This is a genomic window from Achromobacter marplatensis (assembly GCF_049060505.1).
Lineage (GTDB): Bacteria > Pseudomonadota > Gammaproteobacteria > Burkholderiales > Burkholderiaceae_B > Achromobacter > Achromobacter marplatensis_A.
Genome location: NZ_JBMGRB010000002.1, coordinates 427,542 through 454,114, shown reverse-complemented (window position 1 = coordinate 454,114; position 26,573 = coordinate 427,542). Strand labels below are relative to the sequence as shown.

General features: G+C 65.2%; 24 protein-coding genes. 10 read left to right on the top strand and 14 right to left on the bottom strand.

Annotated features, from left to right (window positions below):
- Position 1: 1 nt before the first annotated feature.
- The 9 genes from ACI0FO_RS06895 (at position 2) to ACI0FO_RS06855 (ending at position 13,546) form a co-directional block, all read left to right on the top strand.
- Entirely contained in the window at positions 2-1,138 is a 1,137-nt protein-coding gene (locus ACI0FO_RS06895) for a flagellar basal body P-ring protein FlgI (RefSeq protein ID WP_416025229.1), read from the top strand.
- Between the two features lie 2 nt (positions 1,139-1,140).
- Positions 1,141-2,118: a flagellar assembly peptidoglycan hydrolase FlgJ gene (gene flgJ / locus ACI0FO_RS06890; protein ID WP_416025227.1), complete on the top strand. Its 978-nt coding sequence runs from the start codon at positions 1,141-1,143 to the stop codon at positions 2,116-2,118.
- A gap of 73 nt (positions 2,119-2,191) precedes the next feature.
- Positions 2,192-3,865 (top strand): flagellar hook-associated protein FlgK, encoded by a 1,674-nt coding sequence (gene flgK / locus ACI0FO_RS06885; RefSeq protein ID WP_416025225.1) that lies wholly within the window; start codon positions 2,192-2,194, stop codon positions 3,863-3,865.
- Between the two features lie 47 nt (positions 3,866-3,912).
- Positions 3,913-5,172, top strand: a complete 1,260-nt coding sequence (flgL, locus tag ACI0FO_RS06880) for a flagellar hook-associated protein FlgL (RefSeq protein ID WP_416025223.1) — start codon at positions 3,913-3,915, stop codon at positions 5,170-5,172.
- A 141-nt stretch (positions 5,173-5,313) separates the two neighbouring features.
- Complete coding sequence (locus ACI0FO_RS06875; protein WP_416025221.1) at positions 5,314-7,269, top strand: methyl-accepting chemotaxis protein; 1,956 nt, start codon at positions 5,314-5,316, stop codon at positions 7,267-7,269.
- A gap of 109 nt (positions 7,270-7,378) precedes the next feature.
- Positions 7,379-9,241 carry a methyl-accepting chemotaxis protein gene (locus ACI0FO_RS06870; protein ID WP_416025219.1) on the top strand — a complete coding sequence of 621 codons (1,863 nt, stop codon included), beginning with the start codon at positions 7,379-7,381 and terminating at the stop codon, positions 9,239-9,241.
- Between the two features lie 29 nt (positions 9,242-9,270).
- Positions 9,271-9,741 carry a hypothetical protein gene (locus ACI0FO_RS06865; RefSeq protein ID WP_416025217.1) on the top strand — a complete coding sequence of 157 codons (471 nt, stop codon included), beginning with the start codon at positions 9,271-9,273 and terminating at the stop codon, positions 9,739-9,741.
- Positions 9,742-9,881: 140 nt separating this feature from the next.
- Positions 9,882-11,612, top strand: a complete 1,731-nt coding sequence (locus ACI0FO_RS06860; protein ID WP_416025215.1) for a methyl-accepting chemotaxis protein — start codon at positions 9,882-9,884, stop codon at positions 11,610-11,612.
- 338 nt (positions 11,613-11,950) lie between these two features.
- On the top strand, positions 11,951-13,546 hold the full coding sequence (locus ACI0FO_RS06855) for a methyl-accepting chemotaxis protein (protein WP_416025214.1): 1,596 nt from the start codon (positions 11,951-11,953) through the stop codon (positions 13,544-13,546).
- 82 nt (positions 13,547-13,628) lie between these two features.
- Here the strand turns inward: ACI0FO_RS06855 and fliR are convergent, their stop codons facing one another.
- From fliR to fliF, 13 genes are all read right to left on the bottom strand, one after another.
- Positions 13,629-14,417 (bottom strand): flagellar biosynthetic protein FliR, encoded by a 789-nt coding sequence (gene fliR, locus ACI0FO_RS06850; protein WP_416025212.1) that lies wholly within the window; start codon positions 14,415-14,417, stop codon positions 13,629-13,631.
- 34 nt (positions 14,418-14,451) lie between these two features.
- Complete coding sequence (gene fliQ, locus ACI0FO_RS06845; RefSeq protein WP_006219058.1) at positions 14,452-14,721, bottom strand: flagellar biosynthesis protein FliQ; 270 nt, start codon at positions 14,719-14,721, stop codon at positions 14,452-14,454.
- Between the two features lie 19 nt (positions 14,722-14,740).
- Positions 14,741-15,532, bottom strand: coding sequence for a flagellar type III secretion system pore protein FliP (fliP, locus tag ACI0FO_RS06840; RefSeq protein WP_416025210.1), 792 nt, complete (start codon positions 15,530-15,532; stop codon positions 14,741-14,743).
- Between the two features lie 28 nt (positions 15,533-15,560).
- A complete protein-coding gene (gene fliO, locus ACI0FO_RS06835) occupies positions 15,561-15,884 on the bottom strand; it encodes a flagellar biosynthetic protein FliO (RefSeq protein ID WP_416025208.1) in 324 nt (107 codons plus the stop codon).
- Between the two features lie 13 nt (positions 15,885-15,897).
- A complete protein-coding gene (fliN, locus tag ACI0FO_RS06830) occupies positions 15,898-16,446 on the bottom strand; it encodes a flagellar motor switch protein FliN (RefSeq protein ID WP_416025206.1) in 549 nt (182 codons plus the stop codon).
- On the bottom strand, positions 16,439-17,446 hold the full coding sequence (fliM, locus tag ACI0FO_RS06825) for a flagellar motor switch protein FliM (RefSeq protein WP_416025205.1): 1,008 nt from the start codon (positions 17,444-17,446) through the stop codon (positions 16,439-16,441). The genes fliN and fliM overlap by 8 nt, the downstream gene beginning before the upstream one ends.
- Positions 17,447-17,448: 2 nt before the next feature.
- Positions 17,449-18,060, bottom strand: a complete 612-nt coding sequence (gene fliL / locus ACI0FO_RS06820) for a flagellar basal body-associated protein FliL (RefSeq protein ID WP_416025204.1) — start codon at positions 18,058-18,060, stop codon at positions 17,449-17,451.
- A gap of 170 nt (positions 18,061-18,230) precedes the next feature.
- Positions 18,231-19,622, bottom strand: coding sequence for a flagellar hook-length control protein FliK (locus ACI0FO_RS06815; protein WP_416025202.1), 1,392 nt, complete (start codon positions 19,620-19,622; stop codon positions 18,231-18,233).
- A 24-nt stretch (positions 19,623-19,646) separates the two neighbouring features.
- Positions 19,647-20,096, bottom strand: coding sequence for a flagellar export protein FliJ (gene fliJ / locus ACI0FO_RS06810; protein ID WP_088588351.1), 450 nt, complete (start codon positions 20,094-20,096; stop codon positions 19,647-19,649).
- On the bottom strand, positions 20,089-21,549 hold the full coding sequence (fliI, locus tag ACI0FO_RS06805; protein WP_416025674.1) for a flagellar protein export ATPase FliI: 1,461 nt from the start codon (positions 21,547-21,549) through the stop codon (positions 20,089-20,091). Before fliI ends, fliJ begins: the two co-directional genes overlap by 8 nt.
- A 65-nt stretch (positions 21,550-21,614) precedes the next feature.
- Complete coding sequence (gene fliH / locus ACI0FO_RS06800; protein WP_416025200.1) at positions 21,615-22,358, bottom strand: flagellar assembly protein FliH; 744 nt, start codon at positions 22,356-22,358, stop codon at positions 21,615-21,617.
- Complete coding sequence (gene fliG / locus ACI0FO_RS06795) at positions 22,351-23,361, bottom strand: flagellar motor switch protein FliG (protein WP_088588349.1); 1,011 nt, start codon at positions 23,359-23,361, stop codon at positions 22,351-22,353. The genes fliH and fliG overlap by 8 nt, the downstream gene beginning before the upstream one ends.
- Positions 23,351-25,018, bottom strand: a complete 1,668-nt coding sequence (fliF, locus tag ACI0FO_RS06790; protein WP_416025198.1) for a flagellar basal-body MS-ring/collar protein FliF — start codon at positions 25,016-25,018, stop codon at positions 23,351-23,353. The genes fliG and fliF overlap by 11 nt, the downstream gene beginning before the upstream one ends.
- A gap of 331 nt (positions 25,019-25,349) precedes the next feature.
- Here fliF and fliE point away from each other — a divergent pair, with 331 nt between their 5' ends.
- A complete protein-coding gene (gene fliE, locus ACI0FO_RS06785) occupies positions 25,350-25,682 on the top strand; it encodes a flagellar hook-basal body complex protein FliE (protein WP_105560508.1) in 333 nt (110 codons plus the stop codon).
- A 78-nt stretch (positions 25,683-25,760) separates the two neighbouring features.
- On the opposite strand, the gene ACI0FO_RS06780 is transcribed toward fliE, so the two are convergent.
- On the bottom strand, positions 25,761-26,564 hold the full coding sequence (locus tag ACI0FO_RS06780) for a flagellar brake protein (protein WP_416025196.1): 804 nt from the start codon (positions 26,562-26,564) through the stop codon (positions 25,761-25,763).
- Positions 26,565-26,573 lie beyond the last annotated feature (9 nt).

The following is a 26,573-nucleotide window of genomic DNA, read 5'->3' as shown; positions in this document are numbered from 1 at the left end:
TATGACACAACCGACTCCGATATCTGCCTTGCTGTCCCTGTTCGCCCGCGTTTGCGTGGCGGTCGGACTGGTGGCTGGCGCCGGCGCGGCCCAGGCCGAACGGCTCAAGGACCTGGCAACGATCCAGGGCGTGCGAGGCAACCAGTTGATCGGTTATGGCCTGGTCGTGGGCCTGGACGGCAGTGGCGACCAGGTGCGCCAGACGCCCTTCACGCAGCAAAGCTTGACGAACATGCTGTCGCAGCTGGGCATCACGGTGCCCGCAGGCAGCAACATGCAGTTAAAGAACGTGGCGGCAGTCATGGTCACGACCACGCTGCCGGCGTTTGCCCGGCCCGGCCAGACGCTTGACGTGGTGGTGTCGTCGATGGGCAACGCGAAGAGCCTGCGCGGCGGCACGTTGCTGATGACGCCCATGAAAGGCGCGGATAGCCAGGTCTACGCCATTGCCCAGGGCAACATCCTGGTGGGTGGCGCGGGCGCTTCCGCGGGCGGCTCCAGTGTGCAGATCAACCAGTTGAACGGCGGCCGCATCAGCGCGGGCGCCATCGTCGAACGCGGCGTGCCCACCACGTTTTCGCGCGACGGCTACATCCATGTGGAACTGAACAACACCGACTTCGGCACGGCGCAGAACGTGGCGACGGCATTGAACAAGAAGTTCGGCCAGGGCACGGCCACGGCGCTGGACGGCCGGGTGGTGCAGGTGCGCACGCCGATGGAGCAAGCGTCGCAAGCGCGCTTCCTGTCGCTGGTCGAAGACCTGCAAGTGGCGCGCGCGCCGACGGTGGCCAAGGTCATCATCAATGCGCGCACGGGCTCGGTCGTCATGAACCGCACCGTCATGATCGAAGAGGCGGCGGTGGCGCACGGCAACCTCTCGGTCATCATCAACCGCCAGAACCAGGTGTCGCAACCGGATACGCCTTTCACGGAAGGCCAGACGGTGGTGGTGCCCAACACCCAGATCGAAGTGCGCCAGGACAATGGTTCGCTGCAGCGCGTAAGCACCAGCGCCAATCTGGCTGACGTGGTCAAGGGCCTGAACGCCCTGGGCGCGACGCCCCAGGATCTGCTGGCCATCCTTCAGGCCATGAAGACTGCGGGCGCCTTGCGCGCCGAACTGGAAATCATCTGACGATGGCTGTCGCAAACGACGCGTCCCGGGGCGCCGCCCGGCAAGATTCGGTGTTCGACATGGGCCGCCTGTCGGACCTGAAGCGGGACGTCAAGAAAGACCCCGAGGGTACGGATCAGCAGAAGCAGGTTGCCAAGCAGTTCGAAGCCCTGTTCCTGCAGATGATGGTCAAGCGCATGCGCGAGGCGACGCCCAAGGAAGGGCTGTTCGACTCGCAGCAGACGCAGATGCTGCAATCCATGGCGGACGAGCAGTTGGCCCTGCACCTGGCGACGCCGGGGATCGGGCTGTCGCAGTCCATCCTGGCGCAGATGCAGCAGGGCAAGCCCGCGGATGTGTCGGACGAGGCGGTCCGGGCGATCGGGCAGGGCGGCGACCTGGATTTCCGCACGGGCGGGTCGCGCGAAGTGTCGGCGCTGCTGAATGTGATGCGCAACAACCGCGCCAGCGATCGCGCGCTGGCCGCGGCCGAAGGCGCACCGGAGCACGTCGTGGACTTCGTGTCGAAGATGTCGCGCGCGGCCAATCTGGCGTCGCAGCAAAGCGGGGTGCCGGCTCGTCTCATCATGGGCCAGGCGGCCCTGGAGTCGGGTTGGGGCCGTCGCGAGATCAAGCATGCCGACGGCAGCACCAGCTACAACTTGTTCGGCATCAAGGCGGGCGCAAGCTGGAAGGGCAAGGTCGTCAACGTGCTCACCACCGAATACGAAGACGGCGTGGCGAAAAAAGTGACGCAACCCTTCCGCGCCTACGCCTCCTACGAGGAATCGTTCGCGGACTACGCTCGCCTGATCGGCAACAGCCCGCGCTACGAAGCGGTCACGCAGGCGCGCAACGAGATCGACGCAGCGCGCAAGATCCAGGACGCCGGCTATGCGACCGACCCGCGCTATGCGCAGAAACTGATCGGCATCATGGGCCAGCTGCGCGGCGCCGCATCCCGCGTGGAAAATTCTCGCCAGATGTTGGAAGGACTCTAAATTTGGATGATCTCCTGCCGTTAATGGAGTATCCAGAGATAACAGCTGCGGTTACACACGGGGCATTGTCAGCATGAATTTGTATAAAACGGCATTGGGCGGGCTGAACGCCGCTCAGGCGGGTTTGGCCACCACCAGCCACAACATCAACAATGCCACCACGGTCGGCTACAACCGTCAGCGCGTGATGACGTCCACCGCGGGTGCCCAAGCTACCAGCAACGGTTACATCGGCCGCGGCGTCCAGGTCGACACGGTCGAGCGCAGTTACGACAGCTTCTTGTACAAGCAGCTGGTCGGCGCGCAAGGCAGTGGCGCCCAATTGCAGGCCCAGCTGGACCAGGTGTCGCAAGTCAACAACCTGTTCTCCGATCGCACGGTCGGTATCGCCCCTGGCCTCACCAACTTCTTCACCAGCATGAACACGGTGGCCAGCAAGCCCGCCGATCCGGCCGCGCGCGCCGATTTGCTGGGTAAAGCCAACAGCCTGACCACGCAGATCCGTTCGGCCTACACCGAAATGCAGAATCTGCGCGAAGGCCTTAACTCGCAGATCACGACGACGGTCGAACAGGTCAATAGCTACCTGGCCCGAATCGACGACCTGAATTCGCAGATTTCCCTGGCGTCGGGGAAAGCGGGCGGCAGCCCCCCCAACGATCTGCTTGATCAACGCGATCAAGCCGTGATGGAGCTGAACCAGCTTGTCGGCATCACGACCTACGAGCAGGGCGGCAAGATCAATATCTCGCTTGCCAAGGGCGGCCAGTCGCTGTTGTCCGGCACGACGATTTATCCGCTGCAGGCCGTGCCGTCCACCAAGGACGCCGGCCGCACGGTGTTGGCCTACACGCTGCCCGCGGGTTCGGGTAAGACCGTGGCGGTCGAGATGCCTGATGGCGACGTGACGGGCGGCAAGCTGGGCGGCCTGCTGCAGTTCCGCGCGTCGTCGCTGGACGTCATGCAGAACCAGCTGGGCCAGCTGGCCGTTGGGCTGGCGTTGTCCTTCAACGAACAGCACAAGCAGGGCCTTGACCAAAACGGCAACCCCGGCACGGATTTCTTCAGTATCGGCGCGCCCGGCGCCGTCCCGAATACCCAGAATAAGAGCAATGCGCAGATTTCGGGCCAGTTCTCGAACTTGGCGAATATCAACGCCAAAGACTACGAGATCTCGTTCGACGGTACGAACTATCAGGTATTGCGCATGCCGGAAGGCGCGCAAGTCTATAACGGCCCTGCAACCGGCACCCCGCCCACCGCCGTCCTGAATATGGACGCGGAAATGGGCGTGACGCTGACGATCGACGCACCGCCGCAAGCGGGCGACAAATGGTCGTTGTCGCCCACGCGCAATGCTGCCCGCGACATTGATGTCTTGATCAAGGATCCGGACAAGATCGCCGCGGCCGATGCCGCAGGGGGCGACGCCAACGGCAAGAATGCGCTGAAGCTCGCCGAGCTGCAGAACGCCAAATTGTTGGGCCACGGCACGATGAGCACCAGCGACATGTTCGCCCAGGTGGTGAACACGGTGGGTGTCCAGACGGCGCAGATCAAGTCGGCCGCCACGGCGCAGGTCAACCTGATCAAGCAGACAACCGCCGCCCAGCAAGCGGTGTCGGGCGTCAACCTGAATGAAGAGTATGTCAGCCTGTCGCTTTATCAGGAGCAGTATCAGGCCAGCGCCCGCATCATCGACGTGGCAAGCACCGTCTTTGACACGCTGTTGGGTCTGCGCGGCTAATCAGACCGTTGAACTGTGATGATTAAAAAAATACCCGGAGTTGAATCATGCGCCTGAGCACCACCATGATGTACACGAACGGCCTGAGCGGCGTTCTCGCGCAGGAATCCGACATGAACCGCCTGGTCGAGCAGGTCGGTAGCGGTCGCAAGTTCTTGAGCCCGGCGGATGATCCGCTGGCCGCCTCCTTGTCGATCGGCGTGGCGCAGACGCAAAGCATGAACGCGACCTACGGGCTGAACCGCAACACGGCAAAGACCAACCTGGGGCAGGAAAACAACGTGCTGGACGCCGTCACGACGGCGTTGCAGGACGTCCGCACGCGCGTCATCCAGGCAGGCAACGGGACGTTTGCCGACAGCGACCGTCAAGCGCTGTCCACCGCGTTGAAGAGCGCCCGCGATGCCTTGTTGGGCTTGGCGAACAGCACGGACGGAAACGGCCAGTATCTGTTTTCGGGCTACCAGGGCAGCGTGATTCCCTATTCGCAAGACGCCAACGGCAAGATCGTCTATAGCGGCGCCACGGGCGAGCGCACGGTGCAGGTGGATCAGTCGCGCCAGCTTTCGACGGCCGATCTGGGCAGCGATATTTTCAATCGCGCCAATCCCGGTTCACAGGCCTATGTTGCCACCGCCAGTTCGGCCAACCAGGGCACGGCCCAGTATGGCACGGTGTCGGTCACACCCGGCAGCCCCAATATCGGCAAGAACTTCAGCTTGCAGTTCGAAACCGATACGACAACGGGCAACATGGGATATCGCGTGATCACGACGGATCCGAACGCCAATCCGCCAGTGCCGGCCGTCATCAATCCCGCGCCGCCGGCCAGCCCCACCGCTTATACGCCTGACTCGTCGATCGATTTCGGCGGCGTTGCGGTTGTGGTCAAGGGCATGCCTCAGAACGGCGATGTGATCGAAGTGCAGAACATCCAATCGGCTGACGTCGATATGTTCAACACGTTGGACAGCCTGATCAAAGTGCTTGATTCCCCCATCGCTGGCGATGAGGTGGCGCTGGCCAAACTGAATAACGAGCTGGCTAGCGCCAACAAGAAGCTGGCAAGCAATTATGACAACGTGCTGACCGTCGCGGCATCGGTCGGCGCGCGCATGAACGAGCTTGAAGCGTTGGACGCGACCGGCACGCAAAAAGGGCTGTCTTACGCCAAGTCCTTGTCCGACCTGGAAGATCTGGATTATTACGCCGGCGCCAGCCAGCTTGCCTTGCGCCAGGTGGCGCTGCAGGCTGCATCGGCGGCATTCATGACCATTCAGGGGTCCAGCCTGTTCAGCCGCAAGTAACGCGGCGGGACCCCACAAGCCGCACGGACCGCGTGCGGAAAGTTGCGCCCTTGCGGACGCTACTGGCCAAAGGCCGGGGCGTCCGTGGTTGCGTGCAGGGTAGGTAGTGTCGTTTCACGTTGCTTAACGCTCGGATATTTCATGCTTGTCAATTTGAAAGTTCGCACCTGTATCGTTCTGGTGCTGTTGCTCTTCACGGGCGCCATGTTCATATCCAATGGCGTGGCTTGGATGGGGTTGAACTCCAGCAACGATAAGCTGGAGCAGGTCAACGCCGCCTATTCCAATCAGGGCACCCAGCTTAATCGCGCCAACGCGGCCCTGCTGCGTGGCCGTCTGTTGCTGGCCTCGTCCCTGATGGACATGCAGCAAGGCAAGACCGAGCAGGCCAACGCGCAGACCCAACGCGCCGACGCCCTGATGCGGGAAGGCGCCAAGTGGCTGGACGCGTTCCACAAGGCGCCGCGCATGGCCGGTTCCGAGGCGCTGGTCGCCAAGCTGGAAACGGCTTACAAGCAGTTCGACGATGTCTATAAGCGTCAGGCTGCCGCACTGTCCAAGATGGCGGTGCAGGAATACCTGGATCTGAACGATGCGGGCAGCGCGGCCAATACGGGCTTCCGGGAAGCCGTCAATGGCGTGCTGGATTTCCTGGATAAGCGCACCGACGAACTGGTGGCGCAGGCCGAAGTGGACCACCGCATCTCGCGCACGGTCACCATCGCATTGCTGGCCATTGCGCTGGTGCTGGCGTTGGGCTGCTGGATCTTCATCAACCGCACGGTGCTGCGTCCGCTGCACCAGGCGGGCGACCACTTCGACAAGATCGCCGGCGGCGACTTCACCGGCCGTATCGAGGTGCGCAGCACGAACGAGATCGGGCAGCTGTTCGGCGCCATCAAGCGCATGCAGGAAAGCCTGACGCGCACGGTCGCAACGGTGCGCCGCGGCGTGGACGAGATCAACGTGGGTTCGCGCGAGATTTCCGCGGGCAACACGGACCTGTCCAGCCGCACCGAACAGCAGGCGGCGTCGCTGGAGGAAACCGCGGCGTCGATGGAGCAATTGGCGTCCACGGTGAAGCAGAACGCGGACAATGCGCGCCAGGCGAACCAGCTGGCGGCCAGCGCATCGGACGTGGCGGAACGCGGCGGCTCGGCCGTGGCGGAAGTGGTCAGCACGATGCAGGGCATTTCGGCCAGCTCGCGCAAGATCTCGGAAATCGTGTCGGTGATCGACGGCATTGCCTTCCAGACCAACATCCTGGCGCTGAACGCGGCGGTGGAAGCGGCGCGTGCCGGTGAACAGGGCAAGGGCTTTGCGGTGGTGGCGGGCGAAGTGCGCTCGCTGGCGCAGCGCAGCGCGCAGGCGGCCAAGGAAATCAAGGGCCTGATCGAAGACTCGGTCACGAAGGTGGGCGCGGGTTCGCAGCAGGTGGAACGCGCAGGCGCGACGATGCAAGAGATCGTGGCATCGGTCAAGCGCGTAACGGACATCATGGGCGAAATCTCGGCGGCGTCCGAAGAGCAGTCCAGCGGCATCGACCAAGTCAACCGCGCGGTGTCGCAGATGGACGAAGTGACGCAGCAAAACGCGGCACTGGTGGAAGAAGCGGCAGCCGCCGCCGGGTCGCTGCAAGAGCAGGCCCAGCGCCTGGCGGAAGCGGTCGCCGTGTTCAAGATCAATGCGGGCGAAGTCATTGAAGTGCCGGCGCACGCGTTGGCGCAGCAGCCAGCCGCTCCACGCATGCCTGCGCCGCGCGCGCCGACCCAGGCCTCGCGCCCGTCGGCGCCCGCCGCTCGATTGGCCAAACCGGCTTCGGCGCCGGCCGAGCAGGCGCCGCACAGCGCGGCTCACGCCGGATCGGAATCTTCAGAGGCAGTTCAGGCAGATACGGACGCTGGCGATGCGCAGGCCGCCAAGCCCGCGCCCCGCAAGACTCAAGTGGCGCGTCCCAAACCCGCTGCGACGGCGGCCACGGTGGCGCGCCCCTTGCGCCGTCCGGCTACCCGCGCGGACAGCGCCATGGATGCGGCGCCGGCTGCGTCCGCCAGCCGCCGGCCCCCGCCCGCGGACGATGATTGGGAGTCTTTCTGACGGGACGACCCGCTCAGTGCATTGAACAGGCAGTAGCACACGCAGTACCCCCTTTTACGGTCCGGCGGCCACCGCGCGCCGCTGGAACGACTACCGGAACTATCGGAAAATGTTCAGCAATCTGAAGGTGCGCACGGGCTTAATGCTCGCTCAGTTGGCAGTTGCCCTGGCCGCACTGGTTGCCATTGCCCTGGGCTGGAATAGCATGCGCTCCAGCGCCGACACGATCAACGCCCTGGATTCCCTGAGCGTCCAGCAAAGCAACCTGATCAAGGACGCTTACACGCAGATGCTGCGTGCGACGATCCGCGCCGACATCACCGCCGCGCAGCGCGCGGCGGGCGATGCCAACGGCGCGGCCGAGAACTCGCGCACGGTGCAGCAATTGATTGCCGATGCCAAGAAGAAGATGGAGAGCTTCAAGGCGATCCCGAAGGTGACGGCGTTGGGCAAGGCCGCTGAAGGCGACCTGATGACGTCATTCAACACCTTCTCCGACGCGCTGCAATCCATGATGGGCGCGCTGGACAAGGGCGATGCGGCGGCATATCTGTCCTTGAAGAACACCAAGGCGGGCGCGGCCAGCGGGGCGTTTTCCAAACAGTTGACCGAATTCGCCAACGAGATCAATGCCTTCAGCGAGCGCGAGGTCGAATCCGCGCGCAGCCAGGCCTCGATGATGGCCTATGTGTATCTGGCGCTGGCCGTGGTGATCCTGGTGGTGGCCTTGGCCGCCTTCCTGTTCATGAACCGGGTGATTCTGCGTCCGTTGCGCGCCGTGAGCGACAGCTTCGACAAGATCGCGGGTGGTGACCTGACGGTGCGCGTGGATGTCAACTCGACGAACGAAATCGGCCAGTTGATGGCGGCGGTCAAGCGCATGCAGGAAAGCCTGTCGCGCACGGTGTCGACGGTGCGCCGCGGCGTGGACGAAATCAACGTCGGTTCGCGCGAGATTTCCGCGGGCAACACGGACCTGTCCAGCCGTACCGAACAGCAGGCGGCGTCGTTGGAAGAAACCGCGGCGTCGATGGAGCAATTGGCGTCCACGGTGAAGCAGAACGCGGACAATGCGCGCCAGGCGAACCAGCTGGCGGCCAGCGCGTCGGACGTGGCCGAACGCGGCGGCTCGGCCGTGGCGGAAGTTGTGAATACCATGCAGAGCATTTCGGCCAGCTCGCGCAAGATCTCGGAAATCGTGTCGGTCATCGACGGTATCGCGTTCCAGACCAACATCCTGGCGCTGAACGCGGCGGTGGAAGCCGCGCGTGCCGGTGAACAAGGCAAGGGTTTTGCGGTGGTGGCGGGCGAAGTCCGCTCGCTGGCGCAGCGCAGCGCGCAGGCGGCCAAGGAAATCAAGGGCCTGATCGAAGACTCGGTCACGAAGGTGGGCGCGGGTTCGCAGCAGGTGGAACGCGCGGGCGCGACGATGCAAGAGATCGTGGCGTCGGTCAAGCGCGTGACGGACATCATGGGCGAAATCTCGGCGGCGTCCGACGAACAGTCCAGCGGCATCGACCAAGTCAATCGCGCGGTGTCGCAGATGGACGAAGTGACGCAGCAGAACGCGGCGCTGGTGGAAGAAGCGGCGGCTGCGGCGGGTTCCTTGGAGGAACAGGCCGAACGTCTGGCCCAGGCCGTGGCGGTGTTCAAAGTCAATGCGGGTGAAGTCATTGAAGTGCCGGCCCGCCAGTTGGTGCAGCAGCGCCCGGCCGCGCGGGTCGCGGCCCGCGTCGCGCCGCCTGCCGCTGCGTCCGACGCGCCGGCTACGCCGGCCAAGCCGGCGCCGGCCGTTCGGCTGACGCATGCCGCCCGGGCGAAGCCCGCGCCGGCCGCGGCGGAAGGCGCCACGGCGTCGCGTCCGCTACGCCGCCCGGCGCCGCGCGCGGCAACCACCGCCAACGACGCCAAACCGACGCCGGCCGCAAGCCGCCGTCAGGCGCCGTCGGACGACGATTGGGAATCTTTCTGATACCGGCGTTGCCGGTGAATGGGTAGGGTATGCGAGGCTATATACATCTTCTGGCGGCAGCCGCCATCGCGGTAGTGCTGGCAGGCTGCGCGGCAACGGGGCATAACTTCGACCCCGGCAAGCTGTCGACCCTGACCCCCGGCCAGACGACGCTGGAAGACGCCTCGCGGGCGCTGACCGCGCCGCCCGACAAGCTATACAAGCAGACTGACGGCACGCTGTTGGCCCTCTGGTCCTTCAAGATCACGTTTGTCGCCGACGGCCTGTACAGCCGCAAGGAAGCCCTGCTGCAATTCGGCCCCGACGGCCGTTTGATGCGGTTGGTCGACAGCACCAATATTCTGCTGGAACCCTGGGAACGGCAAAAACTGCTGGGGCCCGCGCCCGCGCCTGATGCGAATCAGGCGTGGACGCCGGCGCCCTCGGCCGAACCCGAGGTGCAAACCATCTACATTCCTGGCCCGGGTGAACCGGCTGGGTTGGCGCCTGCAAGCAAATAGGCTTGTCGTCGTCCGGCAGAGAGCATTGCGGCGCAAGCCGCAATGACCGTCGCCCTGAATGCACACCCCATGTAACAGGGCGTGTCGGCAGGGTGGTTTTTCATTTGGTCTGAGCAGTTCCTGAGGGATGGGGAAAAAATATGGAAGCGAGTCTCGAATCCGGCGCCAAGGCCGGCAAAGGCGGCAAGAAAAAGGCGGCGCGTGCGCCCAAGGTGAAACGCAAGCTCCGTTTGCGTGATGCCCGCGTCGGTACGATGCTGCTGTGGGTCATGGCGTTCTTCGCGATCTTGATCGCTGCGGTAGGCGGCCTGGCCGCATTTTTCCTGCAGCACAATTACGAGTCCATCCGGGAAGTCAACGCGCTGACCGAGCGCGCCAAGCAAGTGGAAGTCATCAACAGCGACATGCTGCGTGCCCGCGTAAGCCTGATGGTGGCCGCGCGCCACCTGCAGGAATCCGGCTGGGGCAGCGGCGAGAACTCGGCACGCGACGCGGCAGCGGCCCTCAAGGGCGCCACCGACCTGCTGACCGGGGTGCGCGCGCGGTTCGCGGACTTCCAGAAGAACATGCTGCAGGACGATACGGGCCGCCAGCTGTCGATGAACCTGGTCCGCCGCTATCGCTCGTACATCGACGACGGCGTGGACACGATGGTGGAAGCCTTGCGCAGCGAAGACTATTCGACGTTCTACATGGTGAACAACGAGTACGGCACGCCGCGCAGCGCCGCCTTCATCGAGGCGTTGAGCGATTTTGGCAAGTACATCGGCAACCAGCAGCAAGCCACGATTGACCAGGCCGAGGCGAACTTCAATCGCGCCATGGTGGCCGTGGCCGTGGCCGTGGGCCTGGCGCTGCTGCTGATGGTGTTCTGCCGAATCTTGTTCGGCCGTTTGGTGGTGCGCCCGCTGGTGGAAGCCGGCCAGCACTTCGACAAGATCGCCGCAGGCGACCTGACCAGCCGCGTCGAGGTGCGCTCGCACAATGAAATCGGCCAGTTGATGGCGGCGGTCAAGCGCATGCAGGAAAGCCTGACGCGCACGGTGGCGACGGTGCGTCGCGGCGTGGACGAGATCACGGTGGGCTCGCGGGAAATCGCCGCCGGCAATACCGACTTGTCCAGCCGCACGGAAGAGCAGGCTGCGTCGCTTGAAGAGACAGCGGCGTCGATGGAAGAGTTGGCGTCCACGGTGAAGCAGAACGCGGATAACGCGCGCCAGGCGAACCAGCTGGCGGCCAGCGCGTCGGACGTCGCCGAGCGCGGCGGTTCGGCGGTGTCGGAAGTGGTCAGCACGATGCAGGGTATTTCGGCCAGCTCGCGCAAGATCTCGGAAATCGTGTCGGTGATCGACGGCATTGCCTTCCAGACCAACATCCTGGCGCTGAACGCGGCAGTGGAAGCGGCGCGTGCCGGTGAACAGGGCAAGGGCTTTGCGGTGGTGGCGGGCGAAGTCCGCTCGCTGGCGCAGCGCAGCGCGCAGGCGGCCAAGGAAATCAAGGGCCTGATCGAAGACTCGGTCACGAAGGTGGGCGCGGGTTCGCAGCAGGTGGAACGCGCAGGCGCGACGATGCAAGAGATCGTGGCATCGGTCAAGCGCGTGACGGACATCATGGGCGAAATTTCGGCGGCGTCCGAAGAACAGTCCAGCGGCATCGACCAAGTCAACCGCGCGGTGTCGCAGATGGACGAAGTGACGCAGCAGAACGCGGCGTTGGTGGAAGAAGCCGCGGCGGCTGCCGGGTCGCTGCAAGACCAAGCGCACCGTTTGGCGGAAGCGGTGGCGGTGTTCAAGATCAACGCGGGTGAAGTGATCGAAGTGCCCGCGCATCAGCTCGGCGGCTATGCCGCGCCGACGTTGACGCAAGGCTGACCTCGGGCGGCCCGTTGGACCTCCGTAGGGCGGGCCGCGCGATGGGCGCGGCTTGCCTGAAGACGCCTTGAAGGCAAGACATACGGCCGCGCCTGTGCGCGGCCGTATGTCTTGGGGCAGGCGCCAGCGCGACGCCACGTGTAATTCCTACGCACGTTAAGTTTTTGACAATTCAGCCGTAAATAACAATAACGCCCGAAACGGGCGGTGAACAGCGTTTGAATGGCGGCGTGCCCGCCAGATCAACCAGCGCGGGTACAGGCCGATGCCACGGCGTCGGTTCCGGTGTGCTTGCTGCTATTCATTCGCTGCGCTATTGAGGTAACTGGAGACTAGCTGTGCGCGTAAACTTACCCGTCCATGATGTGGAAACCAAGCTGCGCGAGGATCAGTATCTGATCTCGCGCACCGACACCAAGGGCCGCATCGTCTACGCGAACCCGGCATTCGTCGAGGTCAGCGGATTCACCCGTGAAGAGCTGATCGGCAAGCCGCACAACATCGTGCGTCATCCCGACATGCCGTCCGAAGCCTACGTGGACCTCTGGGACACGCTGGAAGCAGGCGAATCGTGGCTGGGGCTGGTCAAGAACCGGCGCAAGGACGGCGGCTACTACTGGGTGCTGGCCAACGCCACGCCCATTGTTGAAAACGGCGAAGTCGTCGCGTATTCGTCGGTGCGCGTGCGCCCGTCGGACGAACAAATCGAAATGGCCGAAGACCTGTACGCCCGCATCCGGGAAGGTTCGGCGCGCGGCGTGCGCATCCGCCGTGGGCGGCCCGTGCGCGCCGGCTGGCGGCGTGGCCTGGATATCGTGGCGTTTCCCTTCAAACGCAGCGTGCGTAGCCGCATGCTGCGCCACGCCTTGCTGTCGGGCGGCATCGTAGCTGCCGCGGGCGCCTACGGCCTGCATGCCAACTGGGCCAGTCTGGACGTGCTGGGCGCCAGCCTGGGTGGCGGCGCGATCGCGCTGGGCGTGATCGCCATTTTCGCCATGGGATGGAGCCTGTCCCGGTCGTTGCTGGATCCGATGGTGGACGCCGCCAACATGGCGCGGCAAGTCGCTGCCGGCAATCTGACCACGCAGATCGTGGCGGATTCCGACGACGAAGTGGGCAGCCTGAAGTTCTCGCTCGAAGTCATGCGCAAGAGCCTGATCGGCATCGCGCAGGACGTCTATCGCGGCATCGAGGGCACGACGCATGCCGCGGTGCACATCGCGCGGGGCAACCAGGAACTGGCCGGGCGCACGGAAGGCCAGGCGGCCTCGCTGCAGCAGACGGCCGCCAGCATGGAGCAGCTGACGTCAACCGTGCGTCAGAACGCCGACAACGCGCGCCAGGCCAATCAGCTGGCCGCCAGCAGCATGGACGTGGCGCGCCGGGGCGGCGTCGCGGTGGGGCAGGTGGTGAACACCATGCACGGCATCTCCGATAGCTCGCGCAAGATCGCGGACATCGTCAGCATCATTGAGGGCATCGCGTTCCAGACCAACATCCTGGCCTTGAACGCCGCCGTGGAGGCCGCGCGGGCGGGCGAGTCCGGCAAGGGCTTTGCCGTGGTCGCGGGCGAGGTGCGCAGCCTGGCGCAAAAGAGCGCGCAGGCAGCCAAGGAAATCAAGGGCTTGATCGAGGATTCCGTGGACCGGGTATCGGAAGGATCGGCCCAGGCCGAACAGGCTGGCGCGACGATGGAAGAGATCGTTGCCGCGGTGCATCGCGTCACGGACATCATTGGCGAGATCTCGCAAGCCTCGCAAGAGCAGTCCAGCGGCATCGAGCAAGTGGATTCCGCCGTGTCGCAGATGGACGTGATGACGGTGCAGAATACGGCGCTGGTGCAAGAGCTGGGCGGCGCGGTGCTGCAACTGGGCAACCAGTCCGGCGCGCTGCGGGAAACGATTTGCGTGTTCCGCCTGACCGGCCATCCCTGACTGGCACAAGTCGTTTGAACCATGCGAAACGGCCACGGGAACGTGGCCGTTTCGCATGGCGGGCAGCGTCCGCGGTTTGGTGTTATCGGCCGGCCAATGCGTCGACCACGCGGCTCATGGCGCCCAAGCCCGACTCGAATAATGATTCCAGAAAGGGCCCCGAATGCGGCAACACCACGGTTAGCACCGCAACGCCGATGATCAGCGTTACCGGAAAGCCCACGGAGAACACGGACAGCTGCTGGGCCGCGCGGTTCAGGATGCCCATGGCCAGGTTGATGGTCAGCAGGGCGCAGATCAGCGGCAAGGCAAGCAACAGGCCGGAAACGAATACCGTCTTGCCCCATTCCACGACGACGCCCCAGCCGTTTTGATGTAGCTGGATCATGGCCACGGGCAGGGTGTCGAAAGACCGAACCAAGGCGGCCAGAACCAGCAGGTGGCCGTCCAACGCCAGGAAAGTCAGCATCGCGATGATGTTGAACAGGCGAGAGAGCACGGCCGTGTTCGCGCCCGAACTCGGGTCGAAGAACGAGGCGAACGACAGGCCCATCTGCAGCCCGACGAATTCGCCGGCGGTCTGCACCGCCGCGAACACGATTCGCATCGTGAAACCCATGGCGATGCCGATCAGCACCTGTTGCATCACCATCCACAGGCCGGCGAACGATCCGGGCGCGATCGGCGGCATGGGGTCCAGCGCCGGGCTGATGGCCACCGCCAGCACAAACGCCAGGCCGACCTTGACCTTGACGGGGATGATTGATTCCGAGAAGAGGGGGGCCGTGCCTACCAGCGCCAGGATGCGCACGAACGGCCAGAGGAACTGGCCGATCCAGCCGTTGAGCTGTTCGAGCGTGAAGGCGATCATGGGACGCGTCCGGGGTCCAGCGGCGCGGGCGCGCTCAGGACACCAGCATGGGGATCTGGCCGATCAATTGCCGGATGTAGTCGACCATGACGCCAATCAGCCACGGGCCCAGCAGCACCAGCACGCCGCACATCGCCAGCAGCTTCGGAATGAACGACAGCGTCATTTCGTTGATCTGCGTGGCGGCCTGGAAAATGCTGATGACCAGGCCAACCACCAGCACCACCAGCAGTAGCGGACCGGCCATCGCCAGAACGATCTTCATCGCCTGGTAGGCCATGGTCATGACGGTTTCGGCTGTCATGGCGATTCTGCTCCCGGCGTTATTGGTAGAAGCTCTGGGCCAGCGAGCCCATGAGCAGGTTCCAGCCGTCGGCCAGCACGAACAGCATCAGTTTGAAGGGCAGGGCCACGGTAACGGGCGGCACCATCATCATGCCCAGCGCCATCAGCACGCTGGCCACGACCAGATCGATGATGAGAAAGGGGATGAAGATAGTGAAACCGATCTGGAATGCCGTCTTCAGTTCGCTGGTGATGAATGCCGGCACCAGGATGCGCAGCGGCACTTGCGAGGGGTCTTCCAGCGCCGGCTGCTTGGCCAGGTTGGCGAACAGCGACAGATCGTTCTCGCGGGTCTGGTGCAGCATGAACGTGCGCAGCGGCGCCGCCGCGCGTTCGACGGCGGTTTCGAACTGGATCGATCCCTCGGACAGCGGCTTGTAGGCGTCGGCGTAGATTTTGTCGAACACCGGAGACATCGTATAGAAGGTCAAAAACAGCGCCAGCCCGATCAGCACGTGGTTGGGCGGCGACATCGCGGTGCCCATCGCGCTGCGTAACAGGCCCAGCACGATGATGATGCGGGTGAAGCCGGTCATCATCAGCAGCGCGGCCGGCAGGAACGACAACGAGGTCATCAGCAGCAGCGTCTGCATGCTGAGCGAATACGTCTCGGAACCGTTGGGACCCGGGGTGGTGGTCAGCGCCGGCAGCGTGGCTTGGGCCACGACGCCAGCGGGAAAGAAAGCCAGGCCCAGCACGGCGGCGGCCGCTAGCAACGGCAGCGCGTTCTGGCGGGCGCGGGTGAAGGTCGTGCGGGTGAGCAAACTCATGGGTATCGCTTGGATCGCGCGCGAGGCGCTAGCGGCGCTTGAGCGCCTGGCCCAGCTTGGCCGCGAATGCTGCGGCGGGCAAGGGCGAACCCGTCGGCATATCGCCGGCGGGCAGGGTATGCAGGGTACTGATCTGGTTCGGGCCGACGCCCACCACCAGCCAGGTGTTGTCGATCTCGACGACGACGATGCTCTGGCGCGCGCCGACCGGCAGGCTGGCGACCTGTTTAAGCAGATTGCCGCCGCCGCGCTGGGTTAAACCGGCGCGCTTGGCAAGCCATGCCGAAACCAGGATGGCGGCCACCACCAGCACCAGGCCGATGATGACGCGCAGCAGGGAGGACTCGGTCATGGCGCCGGTGCCGTCAACGGCGGTTGTTCAAGCGGTTGATCCGCTCGGACGGGGTGATGATGTCGGTCAGGCGGATGCCGTACTTATCTTCGACGACGACGACTTCGCCCTGGGCGATCAGGTAGCCGTTGACGAAGATGTCCATCGGTTCGCCGGCCAGGCCGTCCAGCTCGACCACCGATCCCTGGCCCAGTTGGAGCAGGTTCTTGATGGTCAGGCGAGTGCGTCCCAGTTCGACCGTCAGCTGGACGGGAACGTCCATGATCAGGTCGATGTCGGTGCCGGCGCCGCCAGTGGTGCCGGCCAGGGGCTTGAAGACCGACTGCGACGCCGATTGCGCGGCGGGCTTCGCAGGGGCCGTGGGCGCGGGCGCCGCTTGCGCGGGCGCTTCGGGTGCTGCGGGCGTGGCGGCGGATTGTTCAGCCATCGCGGCTGCCCAGTCGTCCTGCGGCTTCAGGCCATCGGCCTGGGTGGGCGGATTGGCGCGGGATTGTTCGGCGAGCGCGTCGGCCCAGTCGTCGGCCGGGGACGAGCCGGTGCCGGGCTCGTTCTTGTCAGTCATGGTCGGGGGCCTCGTGAGAATCGGTATCGTAGGTAAACATGTTCTGTACGCGAAGCGCGTACTGGCCGTTGAAAACGCCGTAGCCGCATTCCATCAGCGGCACGCCATCCACATTGGCGATGATGGTTTCGGGCACGTCCACGGGAAGGACGTCGCCCACTTTCAGGCTCATCAGTTCGCGGATCGACGACGGGATCCGCGCAAATTCCGCGACCACGTCGATGTCGGCGCTGCGAACCTGTCGCGACAGCTGCTGCGACCAACGCTGGTCGACTTCTTCCAGCGTGGTTTCCTGCAGCGGCCGCGTCAGCAGATCCCGCACCGGCTCGATCATCGAGTAGGGCAGGCAGATGTTCAGGTCGCCGCCGGTCGCGCCGAATTCGATGTGGAACGACGTGACGACCACCACTTCATTGTTGCCGGTGATGCTGGCGAACTTGGTGTGCATCTCCGAGCGCACATACTCGAATTCGATCGGATAGACCGGATCCCAGGATTTGCCGTAGCTTTCCAGGGTCAGGTTGAGCAGCCGCCGGATGATGCGCTGTTCGGTAGTGGTGAAGTCCCGGCCTTCGACGCGCGTGTGGTAGCGGCCATCGCCGCCGAACAGGCTGTCGATGACCAGGAACACCAGGTTCGGGTCATACGTGAAGAGCGCGGTGCCGCGCAACGGCTTCATCTGAATCATGTTCAGATTGCTGGGCACGGGCAGGTTGCGCTCAAAGTCCGCGTACTTCTGGATCTTGATCGAGCCGACTGTGATGTCCGCGCTGCGGCGCATGAAGTTCAACAGCACGTTGCGCATATGGCGCGCGAAACGTTCGTTGATCAGCTCCAGCGTCTGCATGCGGCGGCGCACGACGCGTTCGGGTGAACTCAGGTCGTAGGCGCGCGCGCCGTCGTTGGAGCTGGCGGCCGCGGTCTTGCTGTCGCTCTCGCCGGTGACGCCGGCTAGCAGCGCATCGACTTCGTCCTGTGAAAGGAATGCCTCGTAGGCCATGCTTATTGCACCACGAACGCCGTGAACAGCACGTCGGTGACATACTGGCCGTCCGGCAGGGGCGAGAAGGGACGGTTGACTGCCTGCTTGATCGCGGCGGCCATGTCGGTCTTGCCTTGCTGGGTCTGCACGCCGGTGGGCGATTGCGACGACAGCACCATCAGGATGCGGCTGCGCACTTCGGGCATGTACTTTTCAAGGCGCGTGCGGGTCTGTTCGTCGCTCACGCGCAGGGTCAGGCCGACGTGCATGATGCGTTCCGTGTCGGCGTTCTGCAACGTGACGGTGAATGCTTCGATCGGCACGAAGATCGGCGCGGGCACGGCCACGGGGCCGGCCGGCGGCGCGACGAAGGTCGTCGGCGTGGCTTGCGGGCCTTGGCCGGCTTGGCCGGGCTGGCCTGGCTGGCCGCCAGGAACCTGGCCGACGCCCAGCTGCACGGCAGCGCCGGCTGGCGGCTGTTGCATGCGTTGGCTGATGAACCAGGTTGCGCCGGCGCTGGCGGCGGCAACGAGGAGCAGGACCAGTATGGCCAGGATCGGGCGAAGGATGCGGCCGACGCCGCCGGAGTTCTTCGCGCCCGACGGCGCGGATATGGATTTGGAAGTCGCCATCTCGGTTTCGATGCGTATTGGGCCGCTGGTGAAAACGGATACTTAGTGGATGAAAGCATTCTGCCCCAAATCCCGCCTCGTCTTGGAGGCGAAAAACAGGGCGAAAGCCGCGTATCTCAAGCTATTGCTGCACTGCCCGCGTCCATTGCTGGCTGCGGGCCGCCTGTTTGCTACGCGAAGGTGTCGACCAGGGCGTTGGCATTGCGCGGGGTGGCCACGACAGGCGCGGCGTTGCCGGCCGCCGCATCGGCAACCGCCGATCCGCCGCCGGACTGGCGCTGCGAACCGTTGCCCCCTTGCTGCTGCGCGAACTCCTGTTGCGCGGCCTGTTCGCCGACGCTGGTCTGGCCCAGCGAAATGCCGGCTTGCGCCAGCGCTTGCTGCAATTGCGGAATGGCGGTCTCGATCGCCTGGCGCACCGATGCGTGGGCCGATACGAACGAGGCGGTCGCCACGCCATCCGCCAGATTCAGGCTGACGCGCAACGGACCCAGGTCCGGCGGATCCAGGCGCAGTTCGGCGGTTTGCATGCCCTGACGCGCATTGGCGCTCATCATGACGACTTGCTGGCCAAGCTCGGTGCCCCAATGCGTGCCGCCCACGGGCGTGGCGACCTGCATCACGACCGGCACTACCGGCGCGGCCACGGCGGCTTGATTCACGACAGGCGCGGCCTGGCGCTGCGTGGCGGCGGCAAGGGCCTGGGCCAAGTGGTCCTGGGCCGACGCGCCGTGTTGAGGCGCTTGGAATTGCTGCGCCGTGCTGGTCAGCGCGGCCGTCAGCTCTTCTTCGGTATGGACGGGCAGGGTCGTGGTGCGTTCGGTGTCCGCGCGGGCATCGCGTGGCGCGCGCGGCAGCGCCAGATCGGCGGCAAGGCGCGGCGGCTCGACCTTCACGGCGGGCTTTACGTTCGCGGGCGCGGCTTCCAGAGCAGCCGTCACCGCGCTGCCGGCTTTGACGGCGGCGGTGACAACGGGCACGGCGGCCTGGGCGTCGCGCGTGGCAAGCGCGGCGGCCGCTTCGGCCTGTGCGGCCGTCGCGGCGACCGGCAGGCGCGGCGCGGCGGCGCCGTCGGCGGTATGTAGCGGGGCGGCCGTATCGGCGGCGGTCAGCGTCGCGGTCAGCACGGCGGCGCCGGAACTCATCGCGGCGGCAGCGGCCTCGGCATTGCCGCGGGCAAGCTGTACCTGTTCGGCGGCCTGGGCCGCGATCTCAAGCGCCTGCTGCGGCAACACGGGCGCTGCCGGTTGTTGCGTGGCGGCAACGGCGAGCGCGCCGGCTTCCGCGGCGGTGGCCGTGTTCACGGCATCGTTGATCGCGCCGGCGGCGGCGCTTTCAGCCTTGCTGGCAGGGTCGCTGGCGGTGGTGTTCTTGCCGGGCGTCTTGGCGCCGTTGTCAGCGGGACGCGAATCGGCGGACGGCTTCGGGCGCTGCTGGGCCAGCACGTCGGAGAAGCTGGGGCCTTTCTTGTTCGCGGAGGCGGACTTGTTGGCGCCAAGCGTGTCGGCGATCGAAGTCTGCGCGACGGGTGCGATCGTGGGCAAGGGCAGGGGAGCGGTCATCTTGGGCTTCCTGTTAGGTATTGCTTAATGCAGGCCTGCCTGGCGTTGAACCAGGCGGGCGGAGTATTCATCGTTGGCGCGCTGTTCGCGCCGGGATTCCACGACGGCTTGCGCGCGCATTTCGCGCTGCGCCAAAGCGTCATAGGAATTGAGCTTGCGTTTTTCCTGCTGCCAATATTGGCGGCCCTTGGCCAGGTTTTCATCGGCCTGACGCAAGACGGTCTGCTGTTGGCCGATCGCGTCGTCCAGCGTTCCGATGAAGCGCTGGTAGTTGTGGCAGTCGCTGGCCGACATTCCGGTCGTCATCGCTTGCTGCAAACGTTCCAGATAGTCCTGGCGGTAGTCGTTCAGCATGCCCAGCTGACGCTCGGCATTGGTGCGCTCGGCGCTCAGCCGTCCCAGCAGGCGCGCGGCTTCATCCGTGCTTTCCTTGGCCAGGTTAATCAGCATGTCCAAGGGCAATTGGCTAGGCATAGGTGTCCCTTAACTCGAAACTGGCGCGCAACTGGTTGACGGCGTCGTCATAGCCGACGTTCTCGCCGATGTCCTGCTGCAAGAACGCCTCCAGACGGGGATAGCGGGCGATGGCTTCGTCCAGTTGCGGATCGTTGCCGGCTGCGTAGGCGCCAACGGCGATCAGGTCGCGGTTGCGCTGGTAGCGCGACAGGTTCTGCTTGAAGCGGCGCACGACGGCGAATTGCTGGGGCGTGATCAGCGAGGTCATCGCGCGGGAAATCGACGCCTCGATGTCGATGGCGGGGTAGTGCCCTGCCTCGGCCAGATGGCGCGACAGCACGACGTGGCCGTCCAGGATGGCGCGCGCCGAATCGGCGATCGGATCTTGCTGGTCGTCGCCTTCGGCCAGCACGGTATAGAACGCCGTGATGGAGCCGGCCTTGCCCGATGGTCCGGGCGCGCCCATCCCGGCGCGTTCGACCAGCATGGGCAGCTTGGCGAACACCGACGGCGGATAGCCTTTGGTGGCGGGCGGCTCGCCGATGGCCAGCGCGATTTCCCGCTGGGCCATCGCGTAACGGGTCAGCGAGTCCATGATCAGCAGCACGTCCAGGCCCTGATCGCGGAAGTGCTCGGCCAAGCGGGTGGCATACGCGGCGCCTTGCAGGCGCAGCAAAGCCGACACGTCGGCAGGCGCCGCCACCACGACCGAGCGCGCCAGGCCCTCGGGGCCCAGGTTGTGCTCGATGAACTCCTTGACTTCCCGGCCCCGTTCGCCAATCAGGCCGACGACGATCACGTCGGCCTTGGTGTAGCGGGCCATCATGCCCAGCAGCACGGATTTACCCACGCCGGAGCCGGCGAACAGCCCCATGCGTTGGCCTCGGCCGACGGTCAGCAGCCCGTTGATCGCGCGCACGCCCGTGTCCAGCACGGTGTCGATCGGCGCGCGCGACAAGGGATTGATGGGCAGGGCGGACAACGGCGCCAGCTCCGCGCCCGTCAACGGGCCCAGCCCGTCCAGCGGGCGGCCGGCGCCGTCCAGCACGCGGCCCAGCAGGGCGTTGCCAACGGGCAGGTGGCGGCCAAGCTGGGGCTTTGCGTTGCCGTTCAATTCGGCCTTGCGCGGCAACGGAATCTGCCGTTGCACCGGCGGCTCGCCGGGCACGACGCGCGCGCCGGGCGGCAGGCCGGAAATGTCGGCCTGCGGCATCAGGTATAGCGTGTGGCCGTCAAAGCCCACGACTTCGGCGTCGGCCCAATGATCATGGCCCCGCGCGATTTCGATGCGGGCGGCGGCGCCCACCGGCAGGCGCAGGCCCGTCGCATGCAGCACCAGGCCGGTGGCGCGGGTGATCTTGCCGCTGACCAGCCACGGGTCGGTCGACGCGGCGCGGATCGAGCCGATCTCGAGCTGCGTCTTCCAGCGGTCGATGACCGGGATGGCCGCAGCCGGCGCGGCGACCGTCATCGGGGCGGTCGCGGAAGTCGGCGGCGCGGCCGTCTGGCCGGGTTGCGCCGGAGCCGGATGGCTGTTCACGCCGGCTCCTCCCACGACACATTGCGGCCCAGCGAGGCCGCCACGCGACGCCAGCGCGTCTGCAGCGTGGCGTCGATGTCGCCATAGGGCGTTTCGGCGCGGCAGCCGCCGCGCGCGATCGACTCATCGGCCAGCACGCGCCAATGGCCTTCCTTCAGTTCGTCCGCCAGGTGCAGGCGGATCAGCTCGATGTCGTCGGGGTTGGCCCACAACCGCATCTGGCCGCCCGCCGACGGATTGATGTGCAGGACGTCGCGCACGGCGGCCACGACCGTCTCCGGCTGCTCGGCCAACGTCGTGCGCACGACCTGCTGCGCGATGTCCAGGGCCAGCGTCAGCAAACTCTGGCCCATTTTTTCTTCCAGTGCGCCCAGCGACGTGGCGCAGGCCTCGACCAATGCGTGCAGGCGCTGCGCTTCCGCGGCGCCCTGTTCGCGCGCCTGGGCCAGGCCCTCGGTGAAACCGGCTTCGCGCCCGGCGGCGAAACCGGCTTCGTGGCCGGTCTGCTGGCCGGCTTCCATGCCGGCCGCATGGCCGTGGGCATAGCCTTCCTCGCGGCCTTCGGCCATTGCCTGGGCGCGCAGTTGCGCCATCACCACGGCAGGGTCCGGGCCCGGATCGGGGGCGGGCTCGGGTTCGACTTCGACGGCCGTCGGCTCGTCGAACGACAGCATCTGCCAGCGCCGCCAGGCGGCACTGCGCGAGATGAGCGTCGTCGCGCCGTTGTCCGCTTCAGACATACGCATCGTCTCCGGAGTTGCCCAGCACGATCTGGCCGCTTTCGGCCAGGCGGCGGGCGATCTGCAGGATCTTCTTCTGTTCGGCTTCGACCTTCGACATGCGGATCGGGCCCTGGGCTTCCAGGTCCTCGCGCAGCATTTCGGCGGCGCGGCTGGACATGTTGCGCAGGAACTTGGCGCGCAGCTCTTCCTGCGCGCCCTTGAGCGCGACCATGAGCGTGTCGTTGTCGATTTCCTTGAGGATGAGCTGGATGGCGCGGTCCTCGACGTCCAGCAGGTTGTCGAAGACGAACATCTCGTCGATGATCTTCTGCGCCAGATCGTTGTCGCGTTCGCGCAGGCTGGCCACGACGGTTTCCTCGTCCGAGGAATTCATCATGTTCAGGATCTCGGCCGCGGTGCGCACGCCGCCCATCTTGCTGCGCTTGGCGCCCTGGCCGGCCAGCACGGAATTCAGCACTTCGGTCAGTTCGGACAACGCCGCCGGCTGCACGCCGCCGAAGGTCGCAATGCGCAGCATGACGTCGTTGCGCAGGCGGTCGGTCAGCAATGCCAGCACGCCGGCCGCGCGGTCGCGCTCCAGGTGGACCAGAATCGTCGCGATGATCTGCGGGTGTTCGTCGCCGATCAGTTCGGCGACGGTGTTGGGATCCAGCCAGTTCAGCGCGTCGATGCCGCTGCCGCCGTCGCCCGCTTCCAGAATGTCTTCGATCAGGCCGGCGGCGCGGTCGCTGCCCAGCGCCTTGGTCAGCACGCTGCGGATGTAGTCGTCCGAGCCCAGCGTGACGGCCATGAACTGGTCGGCTTCCTGGCGGAATTCTTCCAGGACGACGGCCACGTCGTTGCGGGTCACCTGCTTCAGGCTGGCCATCGCCGCACCGACCTGCTGCACTTCACGGGCGCTGAGATACTTGAACACCTCGGCTGCCGCGTCCTCGCCCAGCGACATCATCAGGACGGCGCTGCGCGTCATGCCGTCCATCGGGGTGGAATCATTTTTCATCTTTGCTCATCCAGGTGCGCAGAACCATCGCGACGGCGCGCGGATCTTTATTGGCCATCGTGCGGGCGCGTTCCAGGTTGTCTTCGTAGCGGTTGACTTCCTTCGTGCGGGCCGCGTCCTGAGCCTCGCGTGCGGCTTCGATGCGCTCGGCCTCGGCCATTTCGGGATCAACCGGCGGATACAGGTACTCGGTGACCGAGCGGCGGACCTTGCGATACAGCCACAAGGCAACCACCAGACCCACCAGCCAAGCCAAAATGGTCTTGAACAGGGCAATCATTTCCGGGTCGCGCCACATCGGCAGCGGCGGCGGGCCATCGTTGAACTGGCTGTTCACCAGATTCAGCGAGTCGCCGCGCGTTTCGGAATAGCCCATGGCTTCGCGGACCAGATTGGTCAGCTTGTTCAGCTCTTCGGGCGGCAGGGCTTGCGGCTCGCCGTCCTTGTCGCGGATGTAGTTCACCACCACGGCGACCGACAGGCGCTTCAGGTTGCCCACCGGCTGCTTGATGTGGCTGATCGTGCGATCCACTTCATAGTTGGTGGTGGCGTCGCGGCGTTCGTTCAGATTGGTCGCGGCGGTCTGCGTGCCGGTCTGCTGTTGCTGCTGGGCATTGGCCGGCTGCTGCGGCTGGCCCGGACGGGGCGGTTGCGGCGCGGGCGGATTGGCGATGGGCGCTTGCGCGTTGGCCGGCGCCTGGTTCGACAGCGCGCCGGGCACACCCTGGGCGGGATTCACACCGCGCTGGGTGGAATCGCTGGTCTGCTGGCTGCGGATGGCGGACTGGCCCGGTTCCTGGTTGGGACGATAGACTTCGGACGTTTCTTCGCGGCGGGCGAAGTCGACGTCGGCGCTGGCCTGGGCGTGGACATTGCCCGGGCCAACCAGCGGGTTCAGGATGGTCAGGATGCGTTCGACCGTGCGCTGTTCCATTTCGCGAACAAAACGCATCTGATCGGCGTCCATGCCGCGCCCTTCGCCCAGCGGCGCGGACAGCAGGCGGCCGTTCTGGTCGACGATGGACACGTTTTCAGCGGTCAGTTCGGGCACGCTGGAGGCCACCAGCCACGAAATGGCGGAGACCTGGGCATCGCTCAGGCTGCGGCCCGGGTAAACGTTCAGCAGCACCGACGCGGTGGGCGCCTGGCGCTCACGCACGAACAGCGACTGGCGCGGCATGGCCAGGTGGACGCGGGCGTGCTGCACGGTGTGCATGGCTTCGATCGAACGGGCCAGCTCGCCTTCCAGACCGCGCTGGTAGTTGATCTGCTCGGCGAACTGGCTGGCGCCGAAACGGGCGTTGTCCATCAGTTCGAAGCCGACGGAACCGCCGCGCGGCAGCCCCTGCGAGGCCAATTGCAACCGCGCGTCGTACACGCGGTCGGCCGGCACCAGCAAGGCGGTGCCGGTCTCGTTGTAACGGTAGGGCACGTTCATCGTGCCCAGTGCCGTGACGATGGCGCCGCCGTCGCGGTCGTCCAGGTTCGAGAACAGAACCTTGTATTTCGGTTCGCTGCTCCACATCACCGCGGCGACGATCAGCGCAACGACGGCAGCCGCCGCGCCAAGCAGGATAGGCTTGGGCAGCGCGCGTACCTTTTCCAGGGCGGGGAACTTCGCCAGCAGCGACGAACTCAGAGTGGCCTGCTGATTCATCGATGGCTCCCGCTGGCTACGCGGAGCAGGGAAAAGGACTTCATGTCTGGGTAGGGCAGATTACACATGCAACGTGCTTCTGGTCTGGGGAGAGCCTGGATTATTGCCGTAGGTACGACAATCCCAATCGTTGAAAACAGCCGGTTTTTGGCGTTACTTATCCTCTATGTCGCCGGCAAGGCAGCCGCTGCGGCCATGGCATCCGGCCCGGGTCGCGGCATTCGCTGAAATGTCGGGGTTTTTGGCGGTTTTTATCGGCTATGACGGCGCATGTTCGGCGTTACGCTCTGTGCAACATTGGCGTCATGCCCCACCAGCAAGGAATCAAGTAATGGCTGTATCAGGCTTGTCCGGCATCGAAAGCATGCTCCAGCAGATGCGCACCGTCGTGAGCAAGGCGGAAACCGGCAATCTCGCCGCAGGCGAAATGGTCGGCCAGCCCGACGGCTTCGCCGCCGAATTGCAACGCTCGATCCGCCGCGTGACGGCGGCGCAGAATGCCTCGTCGGCGCAGGCGAAAGCCTTCGAAATGGGCGCGCCCGACATTTCGCTCAATGATGTGATCATCGACATGCAGAAAGCCAGCCTCGGCTTTCAGACCGCGGTCCAGGTGCGCAATAAGCTGGTTGCCGCCTACAAGGAAATTTCCTCGATGGCCGTTTAAGGCCAGGCGAGGAAACGGGGTTCTCCAAAAAAGGAAAAACCCCGCGCTGCGCTTGCTTCCCGCCCGTCCGGGCCGGGGTCAGTCGCGCGGCGTGCCTTTCTCCAGGCGCCACACCACTTTCTGCAGCCAGTTCTCCCGGCGCGCATCCAGATTCAGGAAGACGGCGCCTACATGGCTCATCGGCGGTTCGCCGGTCAGGGACACGTGCCGGGGCGCTTGCCCTTCGGGCATGTCGGGCTGGATCATCGGCTGGCCCGAAATCGGGTAGAGGTTGCGGACTTCCAGATTGGCGGTCAGGCTTCCCAGTTCGCCGAAGTCCAGTTGCACGTCTTCCATCACCGTGCCGCGTTCGGGCAACGCCGGCACCGCCAGTTCCACGCGCAATCCCACGCCATCCACCGATAGATCGCGCACCGTGAAGTGATAGGGCTTTGCCTTGGCATCGGGCTGCCAACGGGCCTGGCACAGGTTTGCGCTACCGGCCAGCGAAGCGCGGAACATCTTGCGCCGTTGGATACGAGCCAGCCGGTCAGGGAAGGGCGACATCAATGCCGCGCTGCCATCATCGAAGTGGATCACTTCGGGACGCTGAATGCGGAACCGGATCTGCACGCCGCCATAGGCCGTGGCGTGGAAATGGAACGTGGTGCCGCTTAGCAGGCCCATGCTGTCGGAGTGTTCGAAGTCAGCGCCCGCGTAGTCGCGGGGCCGCCAAAAAAACTGGCGGGTTTGCTTGTCGGCGCCCAGTACCAGTACGGCCATCTCGCGGTCGGCCGCATCGCGCACGAGGATGTGGCTGTCGGGGTGCGTCAGTTCAAACAAGGCTGAGCGCATGTCTTCCGGCCGGGTCAGCAGGAATTCCGGGTCGCTGGCATCCAACACGATGGTGGT